This is a genomic window from Bradyrhizobium sp. GW821-FHT13H05, assembly GCF_058804065.1.
In genome coordinates this window covers 492,762-509,685 of the sequence record NZ_JBXAPO010000005.1, presented here as the reverse complement: position 1 = coordinate 509,685, position 16,924 = coordinate 492,762, and the positions used below count along the sequence as shown (strand labels likewise).

At 63.3% G+C, this 16,924-nt stretch carries 16 protein-coding genes; 8 read left to right on the top strand and 8 right to left on the bottom strand.

The window, feature by feature from the left end; all coding sequences use genetic code 11:
* Positions 1 to 46: 46 nt before the first annotated feature.
* Positions 47 to 1,075 carry a DNA polymerase III subunit delta gene (gene holA, locus AC1RR3_RS19100; protein ID WP_492824649.1) on the top strand — a complete coding sequence of 343 codons (1,029 nt, stop codon included), beginning with the start codon at positions 47 to 49 and terminating at the stop codon, positions 1,073 to 1,075.
* Between the two features lie 111 nt (positions 1,076 to 1,186).
* Here the strand turns inward: holA and AC1RR3_RS19095 are convergent, their stop codons facing one another.
* From AC1RR3_RS19095 to hemJ, 7 genes are all read right to left on the bottom strand, one after another.
* Positions 1,187 to 2,074 (bottom strand): ParB/RepB/Spo0J family partition protein, encoded by an 888-nt coding sequence (locus tag AC1RR3_RS19095; protein ID WP_492824648.1) that lies wholly within the window; start codon positions 2,072 to 2,074, stop codon positions 1,187 to 1,189.
* A 149-nt stretch (positions 2,075 to 2,223) separates the two neighbouring features.
* On the bottom strand, positions 2,224 to 3,090 hold the full coding sequence (locus AC1RR3_RS19090; protein WP_492824647.1) for a ParA family protein: 867 nt from the start codon (positions 3,088 to 3,090) through the stop codon (positions 2,224 to 2,226).
* A 30-nt stretch (positions 3,091 to 3,120) separates the two neighbouring features.
* Positions 3,121 to 3,792 (bottom strand): 16S rRNA (guanine(527)-N(7))-methyltransferase RsmG, encoded by a 672-nt coding sequence (gene rsmG, locus AC1RR3_RS19085; protein ID WP_492824738.1) that lies wholly within the window; start codon positions 3,790 to 3,792, stop codon positions 3,121 to 3,123.
* Between the two features lie 111 nt (positions 3,793 to 3,903).
* Positions 3,904 to 5,784, bottom strand: coding sequence for a tRNA uridine-5-carboxymethylaminomethyl(34) synthesis enzyme MnmG (gene mnmG / locus AC1RR3_RS19080; protein ID WP_492824646.1), 1,881 nt, complete (start codon positions 5,782 to 5,784; stop codon positions 3,904 to 3,906).
* Between the two features lie 566 nt (positions 5,785 to 6,350).
* Entirely contained in the window at positions 6,351 to 7,655 is a 1,305-nt protein-coding gene (mnmE, locus tag AC1RR3_RS19075; RefSeq protein ID WP_492824645.1) for a tRNA uridine-5-carboxymethylaminomethyl(34) synthesis GTPase MnmE, read from the bottom strand.
* A 311-nt stretch (positions 7,656 to 7,966) separates the two neighbouring features.
* Positions 7,967 to 9,232: a transcription termination factor Rho gene (gene rho / locus AC1RR3_RS19070; RefSeq protein ID WP_011083462.1), complete on the bottom strand. Its 1,266-nt coding sequence runs from the start codon at positions 9,230 to 9,232 to the stop codon at positions 7,967 to 7,969.
* Between the two features lie 247 nt (positions 9,233 to 9,479).
* Positions 9,480 to 9,914 (bottom strand): protoporphyrinogen oxidase HemJ, encoded by a 435-nt coding sequence (gene hemJ, locus AC1RR3_RS19065; protein ID WP_492824644.1) that lies wholly within the window; start codon positions 9,912 to 9,914, stop codon positions 9,480 to 9,482.
* Positions 9,915 to 10,374: 460 nt separating this feature from the next.
* Between hemJ and AC1RR3_RS19060 the strand changes: the two genes are divergently transcribed.
* Genes AC1RR3_RS19060 through dnaQ form a run of 4 tightly spaced genes read left to right on the top strand, consistent with a single transcriptional unit; the run spans position 10,375 to position 13,202 of the window.
* Complete coding sequence (locus AC1RR3_RS19060; RefSeq protein WP_492824643.1) at positions 10,375 to 11,214, top strand: pyruvate, water dikinase regulatory protein; 840 nt, start codon at positions 10,375 to 10,377, stop codon at positions 11,212 to 11,214.
* 9 nt (positions 11,215 to 11,223) lie between these two features.
* Positions 11,224 to 11,832: a Maf family protein gene (locus AC1RR3_RS19055; RefSeq protein WP_492824642.1), complete on the top strand. Its 609-nt coding sequence runs from the start codon at positions 11,224 to 11,226 to the stop codon at positions 11,830 to 11,832.
* Between the two features lie 23 nt (positions 11,833 to 11,855).
* Entirely contained in the window at positions 11,856 to 12,455 is a 600-nt protein-coding gene (gene coaE, locus AC1RR3_RS19050) for a dephospho-CoA kinase (RefSeq protein ID WP_492824641.1), read from the top strand.
* Positions 12,456 to 12,485: 30 nt separating this feature from the next.
* Positions 12,486 to 13,202, top strand: coding sequence for a DNA polymerase III subunit epsilon (gene dnaQ / locus AC1RR3_RS19045; RefSeq protein WP_492824640.1), 717 nt, complete (start codon positions 12,486 to 12,488; stop codon positions 13,200 to 13,202).
* Between the two features lie 9 nt (positions 13,203 to 13,211).
* Here dnaQ and secB read toward each other — a convergent pair whose 3' ends face one another.
* Complete coding sequence (secB, locus tag AC1RR3_RS19040; protein WP_492824639.1) at positions 13,212 to 13,697, bottom strand: protein-export chaperone SecB; 486 nt, start codon at positions 13,695 to 13,697, stop codon at positions 13,212 to 13,214.
* 414 nt (positions 13,698 to 14,111) lie between these two features.
* Between secB and AC1RR3_RS19035 the strand changes: the two genes are divergently transcribed.
* From AC1RR3_RS19035 to AC1RR3_RS19025, 3 genes are read left to right on the top strand one after another with little or no spacing between them, the layout of a single operon-like run.
* A complete protein-coding gene (locus AC1RR3_RS19035; protein WP_492824638.1) occupies positions 14,112 to 14,819 on the top strand; it encodes a Tim44/TimA family putative adaptor protein in 708 nt (235 codons plus the stop codon).
* Complete coding sequence (gene mltA, locus AC1RR3_RS19030) at positions 14,797 to 16,332, top strand: murein transglycosylase A (protein WP_492824637.1); 1,536 nt, start codon at positions 14,797 to 14,799, stop codon at positions 16,330 to 16,332. The genes AC1RR3_RS19035 and mltA overlap by 23 nt, the downstream gene beginning before the upstream one ends.
* On the top strand, positions 16,329 to 16,919 hold the full coding sequence (locus AC1RR3_RS19025) for a Smr/MutS family protein (RefSeq protein WP_492824636.1): 591 nt from the start codon (positions 16,329 to 16,331) through the stop codon (positions 16,917 to 16,919). The genes mltA and AC1RR3_RS19025 overlap by 4 nt, the downstream gene beginning before the upstream one ends.
* Positions 16,920 to 16,924 lie beyond the last annotated feature (5 nt).

The following is a 16,924-nucleotide window of genomic DNA, read 5'->3' as shown; positions in this document are numbered from 1 at the left end:
GCACCGCAATGCGCGCTACGCGCGTCCCGGAATGACGATCTGAATCATGGTCGCGCTGCGCGGAAAAGAGATCGACGCCTTCCTCGCCCGCCCCGATGCGGGCCGTCCGATCATCCTGCTCTACGGTCCTGACGCCGGCCTCGTGCGCGAACGCGCCGATGCACTGATCGCCTCTGCGGTCGACGACCCCAACGATCCCTTTGCATTGGTGAAGCTCGACGGCGACGAGCTCTCCGCCGAGCCGTCGCGTCTCGTCGACGAGGCCATGACGGTGCCGCTGTTCGGCGGCCGCCGCGCCATCCGCATCCGCGCGGGCTCGCGCAGCTTTGCCAGCGGCGTCGACACGCTGGCGGAGATGGGTGTGAGGGATTGCCGCATCGTGATCGAGGCCGGCGAGCTGCGGCCGGAGTCACCGCTGCGTAAGGCCTGCGAACGCGCCAAGACGGCCGTGGCGATCGGCTGCTATCCCGACACCGAGCGCGATCTGGCCAAGCTGATGGACGATGAGCTCCGCATCGCAAACTTGCGCATCGCGCAGGATGCCCGCGCGGCGCTGATGTCGTTCCTCGGCGGCGACCGCCAGGCCTCGCGCAACGAGCTGCGCAAGCTGACGCTCTATGCCCATGGCAAGGGCGAGATCACGCTGGAAGATGTGATGGCCGTGGTCGCCGATGCCTCCGAGCTGAAACTCGATCCCATCGTCGACGGCGCCTTCGCCGGCCGGCCTGATATCGTCGAGACCGAATTCGCCAAGGCCATGATCGCCGGCACCTATCCCGGCGTGATCATCTCAGCCGCGCAGCGCCAGGCCGCGTGGCTGCACAAATCGGCGCTCGCGATCGCCGACGGCCAGCCTGCCTCCGCCGTGCTCGACGGCGGCTATCCGCGGCTGCATTTTTCACGAAAGCCCGCGGTCGAAACCGCGCTGCGCAATTTCAGTGTGCCGCGGCTTGCCGCCATCATCGAGCAGCTCGCAACCGCCGCACTCGACACCCGCAAGCAATCGACGCTCGCCGCCGCCATCGCCCAGCGCACGCTGATGGCGATCGCCGCGAATGCGAAGCGGCGGGGATAAATTCCGTTCTTTCCACGTCATTGCGAGCGCAGCGGAGCAATCTAGAATCATTCCGCGGAGGGACTCTGGATTGCTTCGCTGCGCTCGCAATGACGTGGAGAGTGCGGGGCCCTACAGCGCGCCCTTAGCCAGCCGTTTCATCACCTCGTCGAGCTGATCGAGGTTGCGGTAGCTGATCTGCACGGAGCCGCCGGGGTCGCGGTGACTGACGGTGACCTTGAGACCGAGCGCATCGCTGACGCGCTTCTCGAGATCGATCGTGTCGGGGTCCTTTTCCTTGGCCCCGGTGCTGCGCGCCTTCTGCGGCTTGCGCTCCGGCACGCCCTCTTCATGCGCGAGCGCTTCGGCCTGGCGAACGTTGAGGCCTTCCGCGACGATGCGCTTGGCGGATGCGAGCGGATCGGGCACACCGATCAGCGCGCGGGCGTGACCGGCGGTCAGCTGCCCCTCGGTGATGAAAGCCTGCACCTCGGCCGGCAGCTTGGTCAGCCGCATCATGTTGGCGATGTGGCTGCGGCTCTTGCCGACGACCTTTGCGATGTCGTCCTGGCTGCGTTTGAACTCGTTGGCGAGTGCGTGATAGCCGAGCGCCTCTTCCATCGGGTTGAGGTCTTCGCGCTGCACGTTCTCGACGATCGCGAACTCCAGCGCATCGCTGTCGCTGATGTCGACCGGCACGATCGGCACTTCGTGCAGGCCGGCCATTTGCGAGGCGCGCCAGCGCCGCTCGCCGGCGATGATCTCAAAGCGATCCTGTGCCCCCTTCACCGGACGCACCACGATCGGCTGGATCACGCCATGCTGCTTGATCGAGTCGCTGAGCTCCTTCAGCTCCGCATCCGAAAACGTGCGGCGCGGATTGCGCGGGTTGGGCTTGATGAATTCGATCGGCACCTTGCGTTGCGCGCGCGGACGATCGACATGCTGAGCCTCGCCGCCGACGTCACCGATCAGACTTGCAAGACCCCGGCCCAGTCGCGAACGCGCTTCGTCGGCCATCGCCAGCTCCCTTGGATTCACGGTGCAGCACTCCAGAACTGAATTGTCGAAACCTGTAGGATGGGTAGAGCGAAGCGAAACCCATCGCTGTTCGTTCGTGTGGTGATGGGTTTCGCTGAGCTCTACCCATCCTACGAATCAACGTCGCTTCAATGCGTGACGCGCAGCTCGCGCTCGCGCTGGATCACCTCGGTGGCGAGCCGCAGGTACGCTTCGCTGCCGACGCATTTGAGATCATAGACCAGCACCGGCTTGCCGTAGGACGGCGCCTCCGAGATGCGCACGTTGCGCGGGATCATGGTCTTGTAGACCTTCTCGCCCATGAACTGGCGGACGTCGGCGACGACCTGGTTCGAGAGGTTGTTGCGCGAGTCGAACATGGTCAGCACGATACCGTGGATCGACAGGTTCGGGTTCAGCGTCGAACGCACCTGCTCCACCGTCTGCAGCAATTGCGACAGACCTTCGAGCGCGAAGAACTCGCACTGCAGCGGCACCAGGATCGCGTCGGATGCGGCCATCGCGTTCACCGTGAGCAGGTTGAGCGAGGGCGGGCAATCGATCAGCACATAGGTGTAGTCGGCATCCGGCGAAACGTTGTTGTTGAGCGCGCCGATCGCGTCGCGCAGCTTGAAGGCGCGGCCGGGCGTGGTGCCGAGCTCGAGCTCGAGGCCGGAGAGATCCATGGTCGAGGGCGCGATGTGCAGCCGCGGCACCGCGGTCGACACCACCGCTTCGCGCAAACTCGATTCGCCGATCAGCACGTCGTAGGTCGAACAGGAGCGATTGCGGCGATCGATGCCGAGGCCAGTCGAGGCATTGCCCTGCGGATCGAGATCGACGATCAGGACGCGCTCGCCAATCGCTGCGAGCGCGGTGCCGAGGTTGATCGCTGTGGTTGTTTTTCCCACACCGCCCTTCTGATTCGCCAGCGCCAGGATGCGCGGGTGGCCATGAGGCACCTCAGCCTTCTCTTGGGCCGTCTGCTCTTGCTGCGGCTCGTCAATCACGCTCATCGCAAATTCCCCACTCAGCCCCTGAACGCCTCACCCGCGCCGCTCGACGGAAGTCAGCTCGACGATCCAGCCGTCGCCTGTGCGGCTTTGGTGGAGCTGCGGCTGAATATTCCAATATTTAGCGGCTTCGGTCAATTCAGCCTCTACATCTTGACCCTTCGGAAATAGCGCCTTTGCGCCGTGGCGCATCAGCGGCTCCGCGAAGCCGATGAGTTGATGTAGCGGAGCCAGCGCACGCGCGGTGACGCAATCGACGGGGCCGGTGATTCTATCCACATTATCCCCGATCTCAGCGAGATGTACGACTCCCGGAGATGTGGTGATGCGAATCGCTTCGCGCAAAAACGCGGCCTTCTTGGCGATTCGCTCGACCAGATGGACGCGGGCGTCCGCCGTTCCGGCCATGACGCAGGCCAGCACGACGCCGGGAAAACCGCCGCCGCTGCCGAGGTCGGCCCAGCGCTTTGCCGCTGGGGCGAGATCGACGAGCTGAAGCGAGTCGGCGATGTGCCGCGTCCAGAGATGCGGCAGGGTCGAGGGCGCGACCAGATTGGTCTTGGCCTGCCACTCCCGCAGCAGCGCGATGTAGCGATCGAGCCGCTGTTCGGTTTCACGTGAAACGGGCGCGAGCTTGAGCGCCTCGCGCTTATCGGCAGCGATGACGGCGTCGAGCGCCTGATCGTTGGCGCTGGCCTTGTCGATCTTCGGACGAGCCGGCGACGGCTCGGATCGATGACCGGCGCCCTCACCTGCTGCAGGTCGTCGCGTTAGCGGCCTGTCCCCGCCCGGTCCGCGCTGTTTCACGTGAAACGCCTATGCAATTGCTTTGGAAGTCTTCCGTGCTTCACGGCGCAGATAAGCCGCGAGGATGCCGAGCGCCGCCGGTGTCATGCCATCGATCCGGCCGGCCTGGCCGACAGTGAACGGCCGCGCCTTCTCCAGCTTGGCGCGGACCTCGTTGGAGAGCCCGGGCACGAGCTGATAGTCGACCTCGGACAGCACCATTCTCTCATCGCGCCGGAAGGCTTCGACGTCGGCGCTTTGGCGCTCCAGATAGACGTCGTATTTCGCGTCAATCTCGAGATGGGTGGCGATAACAGCATCGATAGCGGACAGCTCCGGCCAGATCGCACGGACCTGGCTCCAGCCGATGTCCGGATAGGCCATCAGCTCGAAGGCCGAGCGGCGCTGGCCATCGCGGTTCAGAGACAGCCCGTGCTTGATCGCCTCGTTCGGGGTGATGGTCAGCGACTTCGACAGCGTCCGGGCCGCGTTCAGGCCGTCCATCTTGGCCCGATGATGCTGGGTCCGAGCGCTGCCGACGCATCCGAGCGCGATCCCCTTCTCGGTCAGGCGCTGGTCGGCATTGTCAGCCCGCAATGTCAGCCGGTATTCGGCCCTGGAGGTGAACATCCGATAGGGCTCGCTGATCCCGCGGGTGACGAGGTCGTCGATCATCACCCCGAGATAGCCGTCGGCACGGTCGAACACGGTTAGAGCGGCACCGCTGGCGGAGAGCGCAGCATTCAGGCCGGCCACGATGCCCTGCCCGGCGGCTTCTTCGTATCCGGTCGTACCGTTGATCTGTCCGGCCAGGAACAGACCACGCAGACGCTTGGTCTGCAGGGTCGGATCGAGCTCGCGGGGATCGATGTGGTCGTACTCGATGGCGTAGCCTGGGCGCACCATCTTGACTTGCTCCAGGCCAGGGATCGTGGCGAGGATCGCGAGCTGGACCTCCTCCGGCAGCGAGGTCGAGATGCCGTTGGGATAGACGGTGCTGTCGTCGAGCCCCTCCGGCTCCAGGAAGATCTGGTGGCCGTCCCGATCGCCGAAGCGGACGATCTTGTCCTCGATCGAGGGGCAATAGCGCGGACCGGAGCTCTTGATCTGGCCGGAATACATCGGCGAGCGGTGGACATTGGCCCGGATCACCTCATGGGTCGCCGCCGTGGTCCGGGTGATCCCGCACTGGATCTGCGGGGTCGTGATCCGCTCGGTCAGCACCGAGAACGGCTCCGGCGGCTCGTCTCCGGGCTGCATTTCGACCGCAGACCAATCGATCGTGGTGCCGTCCAGACGAGGTGGAGTCCCTGTCTTGAGCCGCCCAAGAGTGAAGCCGGCACGCTCAAAGGAGCGCGAAAGGCCCATCGCCGGCGCCTCCCCGACGCGACCGGCGGGCCAGTTCTTCTCACCGAGATGGATCAGACCACGCAGGAAGGTGCCGGTCGTGACGACGACTGCCCCCGCTCGAAGCTCGCGGCCATCAGCCAGGCGCAGTCCGGTCACCCGTCCCTCAACCACGATCAGCTCATCGGCTTCGCCTTCGATGACGGAGAGACCCTCAGTCTCCCGGATCGCGGTCTGCATGGCGGCGGCATAGAGTTTTCGGTCAGCCTGGGCCCTGGGACCGCGAACAGCCGGACCCTTGCGACGATTGAGGACCCGAAACTGGATACCGCCGGCATCACCGACCCGGCCCATCAGACCATCGAGAGCATCGACTTCGCGGACCAGATGTCCCTTGCCGAGGCCGCCGATCGCGGGATTGCAGGACATCGCACCGACGGTCGAGAAACGGTGCGTCACCAGAGCGGTCGTCGCACCCATCCGGGCAGACGCGGCCGCGGCTTCACAGCCGGCGTGGCCGCCGCCAATCACGATGACGTCGAAACTCTCTCGCTCTGTTCGCATGGGCGGACTTCTAGCTCAGAGAGCAAAAAGCCGGAAGTGGAAACTGGGGGAGGCGGGTGTTTCACGTGAAACAGGGCAGCTAGGGGCGAAATACATTTTCGCGAAAACAACCCCATGCACCGTAGGAAGGGCGCTGTTCCGTCTACTGTTTCACGTGAAACAAGACCGCCCACGAAGAAGAGCTAACGGCAGACCCCCGCTTCATTTGGCGCAGGTAGATGGGATGGCCAAAGTTACCCGCTTGCTCCGTCATTGCGAGCGCAGCGAAGCAATCCAGTCTCGCTCGGCGGCGACGGTCTGGATTGCTTCGTCGCAAGGGCTCCTCGCAATGACGGAGTGTGAGGAGCCGACGCCAATTCCCAACCGTCACTGGCGGCGAGGCGATATCAGATCACGAACCCCGCGACCAAGGCTGGTTCAACACGCTGCTGTTTCACGTGAAACAGGCTGGAACTCGCAAGGATGGTTCGCATGTGATTTGGGTGGAGCTGAACCCTTGCTGCCTGCGTTTCACGTGAAACACCAAGCAATGGAACAAGTGCTAGTTCTACAATGAAGAACTAGCGCTACTTTCCGATGCAGAATTTCTGGAAGATGGCCCCAAGGACGTCCTCGACATCCACCCGGCCCAGCAGCCGCCCCAAGGCATAGGCGGCGGAACGAAGTTCTTCGGCCGCGAGCTCCTCGCCCTCTTCTACAAGCTCCAGACTCCGGCGCAAGCCGTCCGATGCCTGGCGCAGCAGATCTCGTTGGCGAGCCCGGGTCACCAGCGCGCCCTCGGTGGTTCCAAAAAACTCGGCCGCGAATTTCACGAGCGCGTCGACCAGCTCAGGAATGCCATCGCCTCGGCTCGCCGAGATCCCGAACTCGCCGCCCGACCCCGCTCCACCGAGATCGATCTTGTTGCGGACGATCCAGACGTGGCCGCCCGACGGATCGACAGCCCGCTCGCCCTCCACCAGCCAAAGCACCAGGTCAGCGTCTTCGGCCCGCGCCCTCGCCCGGCGCACGCCCTCCTGCTCGACAGGATCGTCGGTCTCGCGAATGCCGGCGGTGTCGATCACCGTGACCGGATAGCCGTCGAGATCGAGATGCACCTCGATCACGTCGCGCGTAGTACCGGCGTGCGGTGAGACGATCGCGACCTCGCGGCGCGCGAGCTGATTCATGAGCGTCGACTTGCCGACATTCGGCTCGCCCGCGATGGCAACGACTAGGCCGTCGCGCAGGCGTTCAGCTTGTCCCTGTGCCGCAAGGACTTTTGCAATTTCGCCGTGCAGCGCCTTGATCGCTTTGACTGCCGGCGCCATCAATTCGGCGGGTACATCGCCCTCGTCTGAAAAATCGATGCCGGCCTCGATCAGCGCCGAAGCCTCGATGATGCGCTCGCGCCAGTCCCGCGCGCGATCGCCGAGCAGACCCTGCAACTGGCGCAGTGCCTGGCGACGCTGACGATCGGTGTCGGCGTGGATGAGATCATCCAGGCCCTCGGCTTCGGTCAGGTCGAGCTTGCCGTTCTCGAACGCCCGCCGCGTGAACTCGCCCGGCTCGGCCGCCCGCGTGTTCGGAATTAGCGAAATATTGGCAAGGAGCGCCGCCAGCACGGCGCGACCGCCATGGACGTGAAACTCGACGACGTCCTCGCCGGTCGCGCTTGCAGGCCCGGGAAACCAGAGCACGACCGCATCGTCGACCGGTTGGCCTGTCCCGTCACGGAGCAGCCGGCGGCTTGCCTGTCGCGGTGCCGGCAGCTTGCCCGCGAGCGTCGTCAGAACCGTGCCAGCTTGTGAGCCCGAGACGCGCACCACAGCGATCGCGCTCGGCGCCCGGCCGGACGACAGCGCAAAGATGGTCTGGTCTCGCGGATGCATGGCCTATTTGTCCGGCTCCCTTCGAAAAGGCAAACATCCGTTTCAGCCGGCCTATGACTGGATTTGCTGCACCAAATCTCGCAGCAAATGATCTATTGCAGTGCAATATAAGCGCAGCATTTTGCTGCAAAATGCTCCTCCCCGCAGAGGATAGGCCAAACAAAATTGAAGTATTATTTCGATATATCAATAGCTTAAAGGAAGCAAAGATCAGACGATCGATTAATCTTTATGCTGCAGATTCGCCGCAGCAAATGCCGCGAACAAAAAGGGCGCCCGAAGGCGCCCCTGAATTCTTTGCTGCACTGCACTCAGGTGTTCATCGAGTCGAAGAACTCTGAATTGCTCTTGGTCGAACGCAGCTTGTCGAGCAGGAAATCGATCGCGTCCATCGTACCCATCGGATTGAGGATGCGGCGGAGGACGTACATCTTCTTGAGCACCTGCGGGTCGGTGATGAGCTCCTCCTTGCGAGTGCCGGAGCGGGAGATGTCGATCGCCGGGAAGGTCCGCTTGTCCGAGACCTTGCGGTCCAGGATCAGCTCGGAGTTACCGGTTCCCTTGAACTCTTCGAAGATGACTTCGTCCATGCGGCTGCCGGTATCGACCAGTGCGGTCGCGATAATCGTCAGCGAGCCGCCCTCCTCGATGTTACGGGCGGCACCGAAGAAGCGCTTCGGGCGCTGCAACGCGTTGGCGTCGACACCGCCGGTCAGCACCTTGCCGGATGACGGCACCACAGTGTTGTAGGCGCGGCCGAGGCGCGTGATCGAATCGAGCAGGATCACGACGTCGCGACCGTGCTCGACCAGACGTTTTGCTTTTTCGATCACCATCTCAGCGACCTGGACGTGGCGCACGGCCGGCTCGTCGAAGGTCGAGGACACGACTTCGCCCTTCACCGAACGCTGCATGTCCGTGACTTCCTCCGGACGCTCGTCGATCAGCAGCACGATCAGATAGCATTCGGGATGATTGTGCGTGATCGAATGCGCGATGTTCTGCATCAGCACGGTCTTACCGGTGCGCGGCGGCGCGACGATCAACGCGCGCTGGCCCTTGCCGATCGGCGCGACGATGTCGATCACCCTTGCAGAAAGGTCTTTTCGCGTCGGATCGTCAATTTCCATACGGAAACGCTGATTCGGAAACAGCGGCGTGAGGTTGTCGAAATTGACCTTGTGCTTGGCCTTTTCCGGGTCCTCGAAATTGAGCGTGTTGACCTTCAGCAGCGCGAAATAGCGCTCGCCCTCTTTCGGGCTGCGGATGTGGCCTTCGATGGTATCGCCGGTGCGCAGGCCGAAACGGCGGATCTGCGAGGGCGAAACATAGATGTCATCAGGGCCCGGCAAATAATTCGCATCGGGCGAGCGGAGGAAGCCGAAGCCGTCGGAGAGTACCTCGACGACACCCTCGCCGACGATATCGGTCTCGGCGAGCGAGAGTTGCTTGAGGATGGCAAACAGCAACTCCTGCTTGCGCATGGTGCTGGCATTCTCGACCCCGTTCTCTTCCGCGAACGAGACGAGCTCGGCCGGCGTCTTCGACTTGAGGTCCTGGAGTTTAATTTCCCGCATTGGGGTGGTCCTGTGGGGTAACCTTGGGAGGGGGTGCGAGGAGGCTCTGAAATGCGGACGTGAGAAGATAAGGTCCGCAGGTCTGGCAAGGTGAGCGCCGGTGAGGCTTCAAACCTGATGCGGTGTCCGGCCTCTGGAAAGCTCGGACACAACCACATCCGCCTGCGTTAGGTGGGATATCGCTAATATAGAAAATCGCCCCTCGCTCCGCAAGCCGAAGCGCTGAGCGATCGTTCGCGATCGTTGCCTAGAACGGCTTCACGACCACCATGATCACGATGAGAATCATCAGGACGGTCGGCACCTCATTGATAATCCGATAGAATTTCTGGCTTCGCGGACGTCGGTCGGCGGCGAAATCCTTGACCCAGCGGGAAAAAAAGCCGTGGACCGCGGACATCGCCAGGACCAGTGCCAGTTTTACGTGCAGCCAGCCGAACGTGAACCAGTGGCCGGACCAGGCGAGATAGAGCCCGGCAAGCCAGGTCACGATCATGGCAGGGTTGATGATCGCCTTGAGCAACCGGCGTTCCATGACCTTGAACGTCTCCGACTGCTTCGAGCCGATCTCGGCCTCGCAATGATAGACGAACAGCCTGGGCAGATAGAGCATGCCGGCCATCCAGGAGATGACGGCGATCACATGCAGAGATTTGATCCAGAGATAGACGTCTTCAAACATTTTCAGCGTCCGGATTCCCGTCCAGCTCAGGGACGGCTGGGGATAGTAAGAACTCGTTAAGGTCTTACCCTGCACACATATCCGTCCGTAGCGCCTCTCCTAAATCTAAGAATCTTAGATTCTTAAGGTTTGAGTCTATGTGACCGTGGATAGGACTCACAAGATTCCTTCCGCACGTTCACGCGCGCTTGTTCACATTCATCAACATATCCCTGACGGCTCTGGCGGCTTCCGATAAGTCGGCCACCTTCAACGGCTTGCGGGTTTTTGTCGGCAGCTTATCAAAGGGGTTGTCCGCGCAATCCCGTGTCTGCATTTTCCGGGTGCCGAACTTGTTCAGACAGGCAGCGGTGTGAAGAAAATTGGCACTTGTCCCGCTCCTGGTGTCGCGCAACCCTTTCCGAGGGGTTAAGGTCCACAGAAATCCACAAACCACACCGCCTCCATACAAAGGGATTTTGTGCCGACCTCGAACAATTATTTCCATCTGCACCTGGTCTCCGACTCGACCGGCGAGACGCTGATCACTGTCGCGCGTGCCGTCGCGGCGCAGTACGCGAATGTCACCCCGGTCGAGCATGTCTATCCGCTGGTGCGCAGCCAGAAGCAGCTCGATCGCGTGCTCGACGAGATCGAGGAAGCGCCGGGGATCGTGCTGTTCACGCTGCTGGAGAAGGATCTGGTCGCCAGGCTCGAGGACAAGTGCAAGAACATCAATGTTCCGAGCCTGTCGATCATCGGCCCGGTGATGCAGCTGTTCGAGGCGTATCTCGGCGCCGCGACGACAGGGCGCGTCGGCGCCCAGCACGTGCTCAACGCGGAATATTTCAAGCGCATCGACGCGCTGAACTACACGATGATCCATGACGACGGCCAGCATGTCGAAGGCCTCGACGATGCCGATGTCGTGCTCGTCGGTGTCTCCCGCACGTCGAAAACACCGACGTCGATCTATCTCGCTAACCGCGGCATCCGCACCGCCAACGTCCCGCTGGTGCCCGGCATTCCGGTGCCGGCGCAATTGGAGACGCTGACGCGGCCTCTGGTGGTCAGCCTGCACGCGACGCCGGAACGGCTGATCCAGGTGCGCCAGAATCGCCTGCTCTCGATGGGCGCCGATTCCAGCAGCGACACCTATACCGACAGACAGTCGGTCGCCGAGGAGGTCGCCTTCGCCCGCAAGCTGAGCGCCAAGCACGACTGGCCCCTGCTCGACGTCACGCGGCGCTCGATCGAGGAAACTGCGGCCGCGATCATGAAGCTCTACAGCGATCGCCAGCGTAACCGGCCTACTGAGTAAGTGCCGGCAATGGGTCTGTGGCTCGGGAAAGCTCCGTTGATCCTGGCGTCGCAGAGCAGCGCGCGAAAGATGCTGCTCGCGAATGCCGGGTTCGAATTCGAAGCTGTCACAGCTGACATCGACGAGCGCGGCATTCAGGCCGCCTCCAAGCTTTCCAATCCGCGCGAGATCGGCCTGCTGCTGGCGCGCGAGAAGGCCAAGGCCGTCTCGGTCAATCGTTCGGGTAGCTACGTCATCGGCGCTGACCAGACGCTGGCGCTCGGCGAACGTCTCTTCAACAAACCCGCCGGCCGTGTGCAGGCGCTGGCACAGCTGCGGGATCTCGCCGGCAACAGCCATGAGCTGAATTCGGCGGTCGCCGTGGCGCATGACGGCAAGATTGTTTTCGAGGACGTTTCGGTGGCCCGCATGACCATGCGGAAAATGACCGAGGCTGAGCTTTCAGCCTATCTCGATGCCGCCGGCGCCGCCGTGACGACCAGCGTTGGCGCCTATCAGCTCGAAGGCCTCGGCGTCCACCTGTTCGAGCACATCGAGGGCGACCATTTCACCATTCTCGGCCTGCCGCTGCTGCCGCTGCTTGCGTTCCTGCGCAGCGAACAGCTAATTGCGGTGTAGATGCGAGAGAAGGCTCGGCACTGATGCGGATTCTCGGACTGACCGGCTCGATCGGGATGGGCAAATCCACCACCGCGAAATTGTTCGCGGAGGCTGGCGTGCCCGTCTACGACGCCGATGCGTCCGTCCATCAACTCTATGAGGGCGAGGCCGCGCCTGCGATCGAGGCCGCTTTCCCCGGCACCACCGTGAACGGCAAGGTCGATCGTCCCAAACTGTCCGCGCGCGTGGTGCATGATCCCGCCGCGATCAAGCAGCTCGAGCAGATCGTTCATCCGATGCTCGGCGCCTCCCGGCAAAAATTCTTTGCCGATGCGGAAGCAGCCAAGGCGCCGGTCGTGGTGCTCGATATCCCGCTGCTGTTCGAGACCGGCGGTGAAAAGCGGGTCGACGCCGTCGTTGTGGTATCGACCTCGCCGGAACTCCAGCGCGAGCGGGTGCTGGCGCGCGGCACGATGGACGAAGCCAAGCTCGATGCCATCATCGCCAAGCAGACGCCGGACGTCGAAAAGCGCAAGCGCGCCGATTTCGTGGTGGATACGTCACACGGACTTGAACCGGTGCGCGCCCAAATCACGCACATCCTGGCCGAGGTCGTTAAGATGCCGCAGCGGCGAGCCTGATTCGCTGCGCTCACACGGCGTCTAAAGATCATGCGCGAAATCGTTCTCGATACCGAAACCACCGGCCTCGATCCGCTCCGCGGCGATCGCCTGGTCGAAATCGGCTGTGTCGAGATGTTGAACCGGATGCCGACGGGGCAGACGTATCACGTCTATATCAACCCTGAGAGGGACATGCCGGCGGAAGCCTTTGCGGTGCACGGGTTGTCAGCCGAATTTCTGTCGACCAAGCCGTTATTCCACGAGGTCGTCGATGCGTTCCTGGAGTTCATCGGCGATGCGCCGCTGGTGATCCACAACGCCTCGTTCGATATCAGCTTCATCAATGCCGAGCTCGACCGGATCAAGCGCGCCGCGATCCCGCGTGAGCGGCTGGTCGATACGCTGCTGCTGGCGCGGCGTAAGCATCCCGGTGTGTCGAACCGGCTCGACGATCTCTGCTCGCGCTATTCGATCGACAATTCACGCCGTACCAAGCACGGCGCGCTGCTCGACGCCGAACTGCTTGCGGAAGTCTATGTCGATCTGGTGGGGGCGCGGCAGTCGCAGCTGCTGCTGGCTTCGGAAGCCGAGGACATCAGGGTCAATGCGGCTGGCGATGCGCCGCGGCGGCAGCGGACGGTGCCGCTCGCGCCGCGGATTTCCGATGCCGAGCGCGAGGCCCACCGGACCTTCATTGCGACGCTCGGCGACAAGGCGATCTGGAACGAGTTTTTGCCCGCTCCAGCTGCCCCTCCAGCCGGCTAGGCCGTTTGGTTAGGCTTGGCCTGCCTGGCCACCGGCGGCCATTTGCCGCTCCATGTTCTGACGATAGAGACCGACGAAATCGACCGGGTCCAGCATCAGCGGCGGGAACCCGCCGTCGCGCACGGCGGTGGCAATGATCTCACGGGCGAACGGGAACAGCAGGCGCGGGCATTCGATCATGACCAGCGGGTGCAGGTTCTCCTTCGGCACGTTGGTGATGCGGAACACGCCGGCATAGGCGAGTTCGAACGAGAACATGACCTTGCCTGCGGTCTCGGCCTTGCCCTCGACCGACAGCGTCACCTCGAACTCGGTTTCGCTGAGGTTGTTGGCGCCGACATTGATCTGGATGTTGATCTGGGGCGGCTGGCTCTGCTGCTGGAGCGAGCTCGGAGCGTTCGGATTCTCGAACGACAGGTCCTTGGTGTATTGCGCCAGCACATTGAGCTGGGGAGCCTGGGCCGCCTCGGGAGGGGTGCCGTTACCGTTGGTCATGAAAGTCTCTCCTTACCCGATTGGGGCTGAATTTCGCGGCGGTTGGCTAACATAGGGCTACCTCATTCCACAAGGACGAACGGCTCCGGATCGGGTGTCCGGGCCATGGCCACAACTGTGACGTTCAAGCCGGCCCGCCTGCCAAATCGCGCGTTAAACGATTGAAGATGCGCGATTTCCGGGCAGGATCGGGTTTCCCCTTAAGCATAAAACGCGCTACACTCGGCGCTGTGCCAATTGGCGCCATTGGCCGGGCAAGATTTCGTGCCTACATCCCTCGGACCTGACGCGGACCCAAAATGGTGATGTAGACTTGCCGTTCCCGTATGGAACGGTCTACTGGCCGGATCGATTTTCCCGGCGACGACCCTTCTAGTCGGCCCCTTCTTGAGAAGACCAGAAAGCGAATACGACGTGGACATCTACACCATTATCTTCCTGGCGCTGGCGGTCTTCATCTTTCTGAGGCTGCGCAGCGTGCTGGGGCAACGCACGGGCAGCGAGCGGCCGCCGTTCGACCATACCGCCGCCCGCAACGCGCTGGGTGGTGCCCAGGACAAGAACGTCGTGACCATGCCGGGCAAGGTGATCGACCAGGCCCCGCTGGCGCCGTCGGTGGAGCCGACCACGCCCTCCGACCGCTGGAAGGGCCTGACCGAGCCGGGCACCGTACTGGCGCAGGGCCTCGATGCCATCGTCGACAAGGATTCCACTTTCGATCCGCGCCACTTCATCTCGGGCGCCCGCGGCGCCTACGAGATGATCGTGCTGGCCTTTGCCAATGGCGACCGCCGCTCGTTGAAAGACCTGCTGTCGTCGGAGGTCTATGAGAGCTTCGACAGCGCGATCAAGGAACGTGAAAAGAACGAGCAGAAGACCGAGACGCGCTTCGTCTCGATCGACAAGGCCGAGCTCGTCGGCGCCGAGCTGCGGGATCGCACCGCCCAGCTCACCATCCGCTTCGTCTCGCAGATGATCTCGGCCACCCGCGACAAGGCCGGCAACATCGTCGACGGCAGCGCCGATACGGTTGCCGACATTACCGATATCTGGACTTTCGCCCGCGACACCACCTCTCGCGATCCGAACTGGAAGCTGGTTGGCACCGGAAGCGCGAATTAAGGTCTTCCTGAAGACCAGCGCGACGGCGCTTTGCGCGGGCGCCGTCGTGCTGTCGTCGTTTTCGCTCGGCGCCGAAGCGGCGCGGCGCCACTACCGCAGCCACCACCATCATGCCCCGCAATTGCCGGCCGCCCCGGCGAGGGCCTTGCCCTACCCGCAGCTTCCCCTGCCGTTCGAGATATCAGGCGCGCAATATCTGCCGCTGCCCTGGGCGGACGTGAAGGGGTGGAGCGACGACGATCATCTCGCGGCGTACAAGACGTTTCGCGCGAGCTGCAAGTCGATCAATGCGCAGACCGGTGCCTCTGAACCGAAGGCGCTGGCCGGCTCACTGAACGAACCTTGCCGAGCCGCCAAATCGCTCGAACTTGCCGACGACGCGAAAGCAAAGACCTTCTTCGAGGAAAATTTTGCGCCGCTGCGCATCTCGCGGCTTGGCGAGCCCGACGGCTTCGTCACCGGCTATTACGAGCCGGTGCTGGAGGGATCGCGGACGCAGACCGACATCTACAACGTTCCGGTCTATCGTCGCCCATCGAACCTGTTCGTGCGCGGCTATAAGCAGGATTCCGTCAGCCTGCCCAACAAGGGCCCGGTCTATCGCAAGATCGGCCGCCGCAAGCTGGTGCCCTATTACGATCGCGGCGAGATCGAGGACGGCAAGATCGCCGGCCGCGGGCTCGAAGTCGCCTGGCTGAAAGACCCGACCGATTTGCTGTTTGCGCAGATCCAGGGCTCGGCGCGGATCAAGTTCGAGGACGGCACGACGCTCCGGCTCAACTACGACGCCTATAACGGCTATCCCTACACGGCGGTCGGACGCATCCTGATCGAGCGCGGCATCATCCCGAGGGAAGAGATGTCGATGCAGAAGATCAGGGAGTGGATGGCCCAGAACCCCGACGGAGCCAAGGAGCTGCGGCGCCAGAACCGCGCCTATATCTTCTTCCGCGAGGTCAATCTCTCCGACAAGGACGAGGCGGTGGGCGCGCAAGGCATTCCGCTGACCGCCGGCCGTTCGATCGCGGTCGACAAGTCGCTGCATGTCTACGGTACGCCGTTCTTCATCGAGGGCGAGCTGCCGATCGACTCGGAGCGCTCCAAGACGCCGTTCCATCGGCTGATGATCGCGCAGGACACCGGCTCGGCCATCATCGGCCCCGCGCGTGCCGATCTCTATTTCGGCGCCGGCGCGGATGCCGGCCGCGTCTCCGGGCGGCTGCGCCATCCCATGCACTTTGTCATGTTGGTGCCGAAGGGTCTCGATCCCACGGCGCGCGCCGCGCGGCTGCCAGTGCCGGATCCGCGTCCCTCGGAGAAAATCGCAAAACTGTTCCCGCAAATCGATCCCGCGAAGGACAAACCGGCGGCTCCGGCCGCTGCCGTGGCGCAAGGCAAGGGCGAGACGGTCGCTATCGCGGGTCCAGTCCCATTGCCGGTGCCGCGTCCCGTGATCGAGCCCGCTTCCGAGCCGCGGCGGCCGGTGAAGAATCGTCCCCATCGGCAGCAATGAAGCGATCGTCCCGTCCGCCCGTGCTGGAGCCTCGCCCCTCGCCGCGCCGCCGCGCGCTGAGCGAGGAAGAGCGCGCGCTGTGGGACCTCGTTGCAAAGCAGGTCAAGCCGTTGAAGAGGCATCGCGCGGTCAAGGTCCATGCCCCGCCGCGCGCCGAGCCTGCACCTGCAGTGCCGGTTACGCGATCTGCGCCATCGCCACGTCCGATTGCTGCCGCGCCGGCGCCGCGCGTGGCAAAGCCGGCCATGCCGCCATTGGCTCCGCTCGGCAAGCGCGAGCGCACAAAACTGTCGCGCGGCCGCAGCGAGATCGAGGCACGGCTCGATCTTCACGGCATGACCCAGATGCGCGCCCATCGCGCCTTGACCGGTTTCCTGCACCGCGCTCATCATGATGGTCTGACCTTCGTGCTCGTCATCACCGGCAAAGGCCGCAGCGGCGGCGAAAGCGGCGTGCTGCGCCGCCAGGTGCCGGAATGGCTGAGCCTGCCGGAGTTTCGTGCGTTCGTGGTGGGCTTCGAGGAGGCCGCGATCGGCCACGGCGGCGAGGGCGCGCTTTATGTGCGGATCAGGCGGGCGAGATTTTAGTTGTT

Excerpts from the sequence above, each read along its gene's own strand:
- holA (WP_492824649.1), top strand. The coding sequence starts at position 47 with ATGGTCGCGCTGCGCGGAAAAGAGATCGACGCCTTCCTCGCCCGCCCC.
- AC1RR3_RS19095 (WP_492824648.1), bottom strand. The coding sequence starts at position 2,074 with ATGGCCGACGAAGCGCGTTCGCGACTGGGCCGGGGTCTTGCAAGTCTG.
- AC1RR3_RS19090 (WP_492824647.1), bottom strand. The coding sequence starts at position 3,090 with ATGAGCGTGATTGACGAGCCGCAGCAAGAGCAGACGGCCCAAGAGAAG.
- mnmG (WP_492824646.1), bottom strand. The coding sequence starts at position 5,784 with ATGCGAACAGAGCGAGAGAGTTTCGACGTCATCGTGATTGGCGGCGGC.
- mnmE (WP_492824645.1), bottom strand. The coding sequence starts at position 7,655 with ATGCATCCGCGAGACCAGACCATCTTTGCGCTGTCGTCCGGCCGGGCG.
- rho (WP_011083462.1), bottom strand. The coding sequence starts at position 9,232 with ATGCGGGAAATTAAACTCCAGGACCTCAAGTCGAAGACGCCGGCCGAG.
- hemJ (WP_492824644.1), bottom strand. The coding sequence starts at position 9,914 with ATGTTTGAAGACGTCTATCTCTGGATCAAATCTCTGCATGTGATCGCC.
- AC1RR3_RS19055 (WP_492824642.1), top strand. The coding sequence starts at position 11,224 with ATGGGTCTGTGGCTCGGGAAAGCTCCGTTGATCCTGGCGTCGCAGAGC.
- coaE (WP_492824641.1), top strand. The coding sequence starts at position 11,856 with ATGCGGATTCTCGGACTGACCGGCTCGATCGGGATGGGCAAATCCACC.
- dnaQ (WP_492824640.1), top strand. The coding sequence starts at position 12,486 with ATGCGCGAAATCGTTCTCGATACCGAAACCACCGGCCTCGATCCGCTC.
- secB (WP_492824639.1), bottom strand. The coding sequence starts at position 13,697 with ATGACCAACGGTAACGGCACCCCTCCCGAGGCGGCCCAGGCTCCCCAG.
- AC1RR3_RS19025 (WP_492824636.1), top strand. The coding sequence starts at position 16,329 with ATGAAGCGATCGTCCCGTCCGCCCGTGCTGGAGCCTCGCCCCTCGCCG.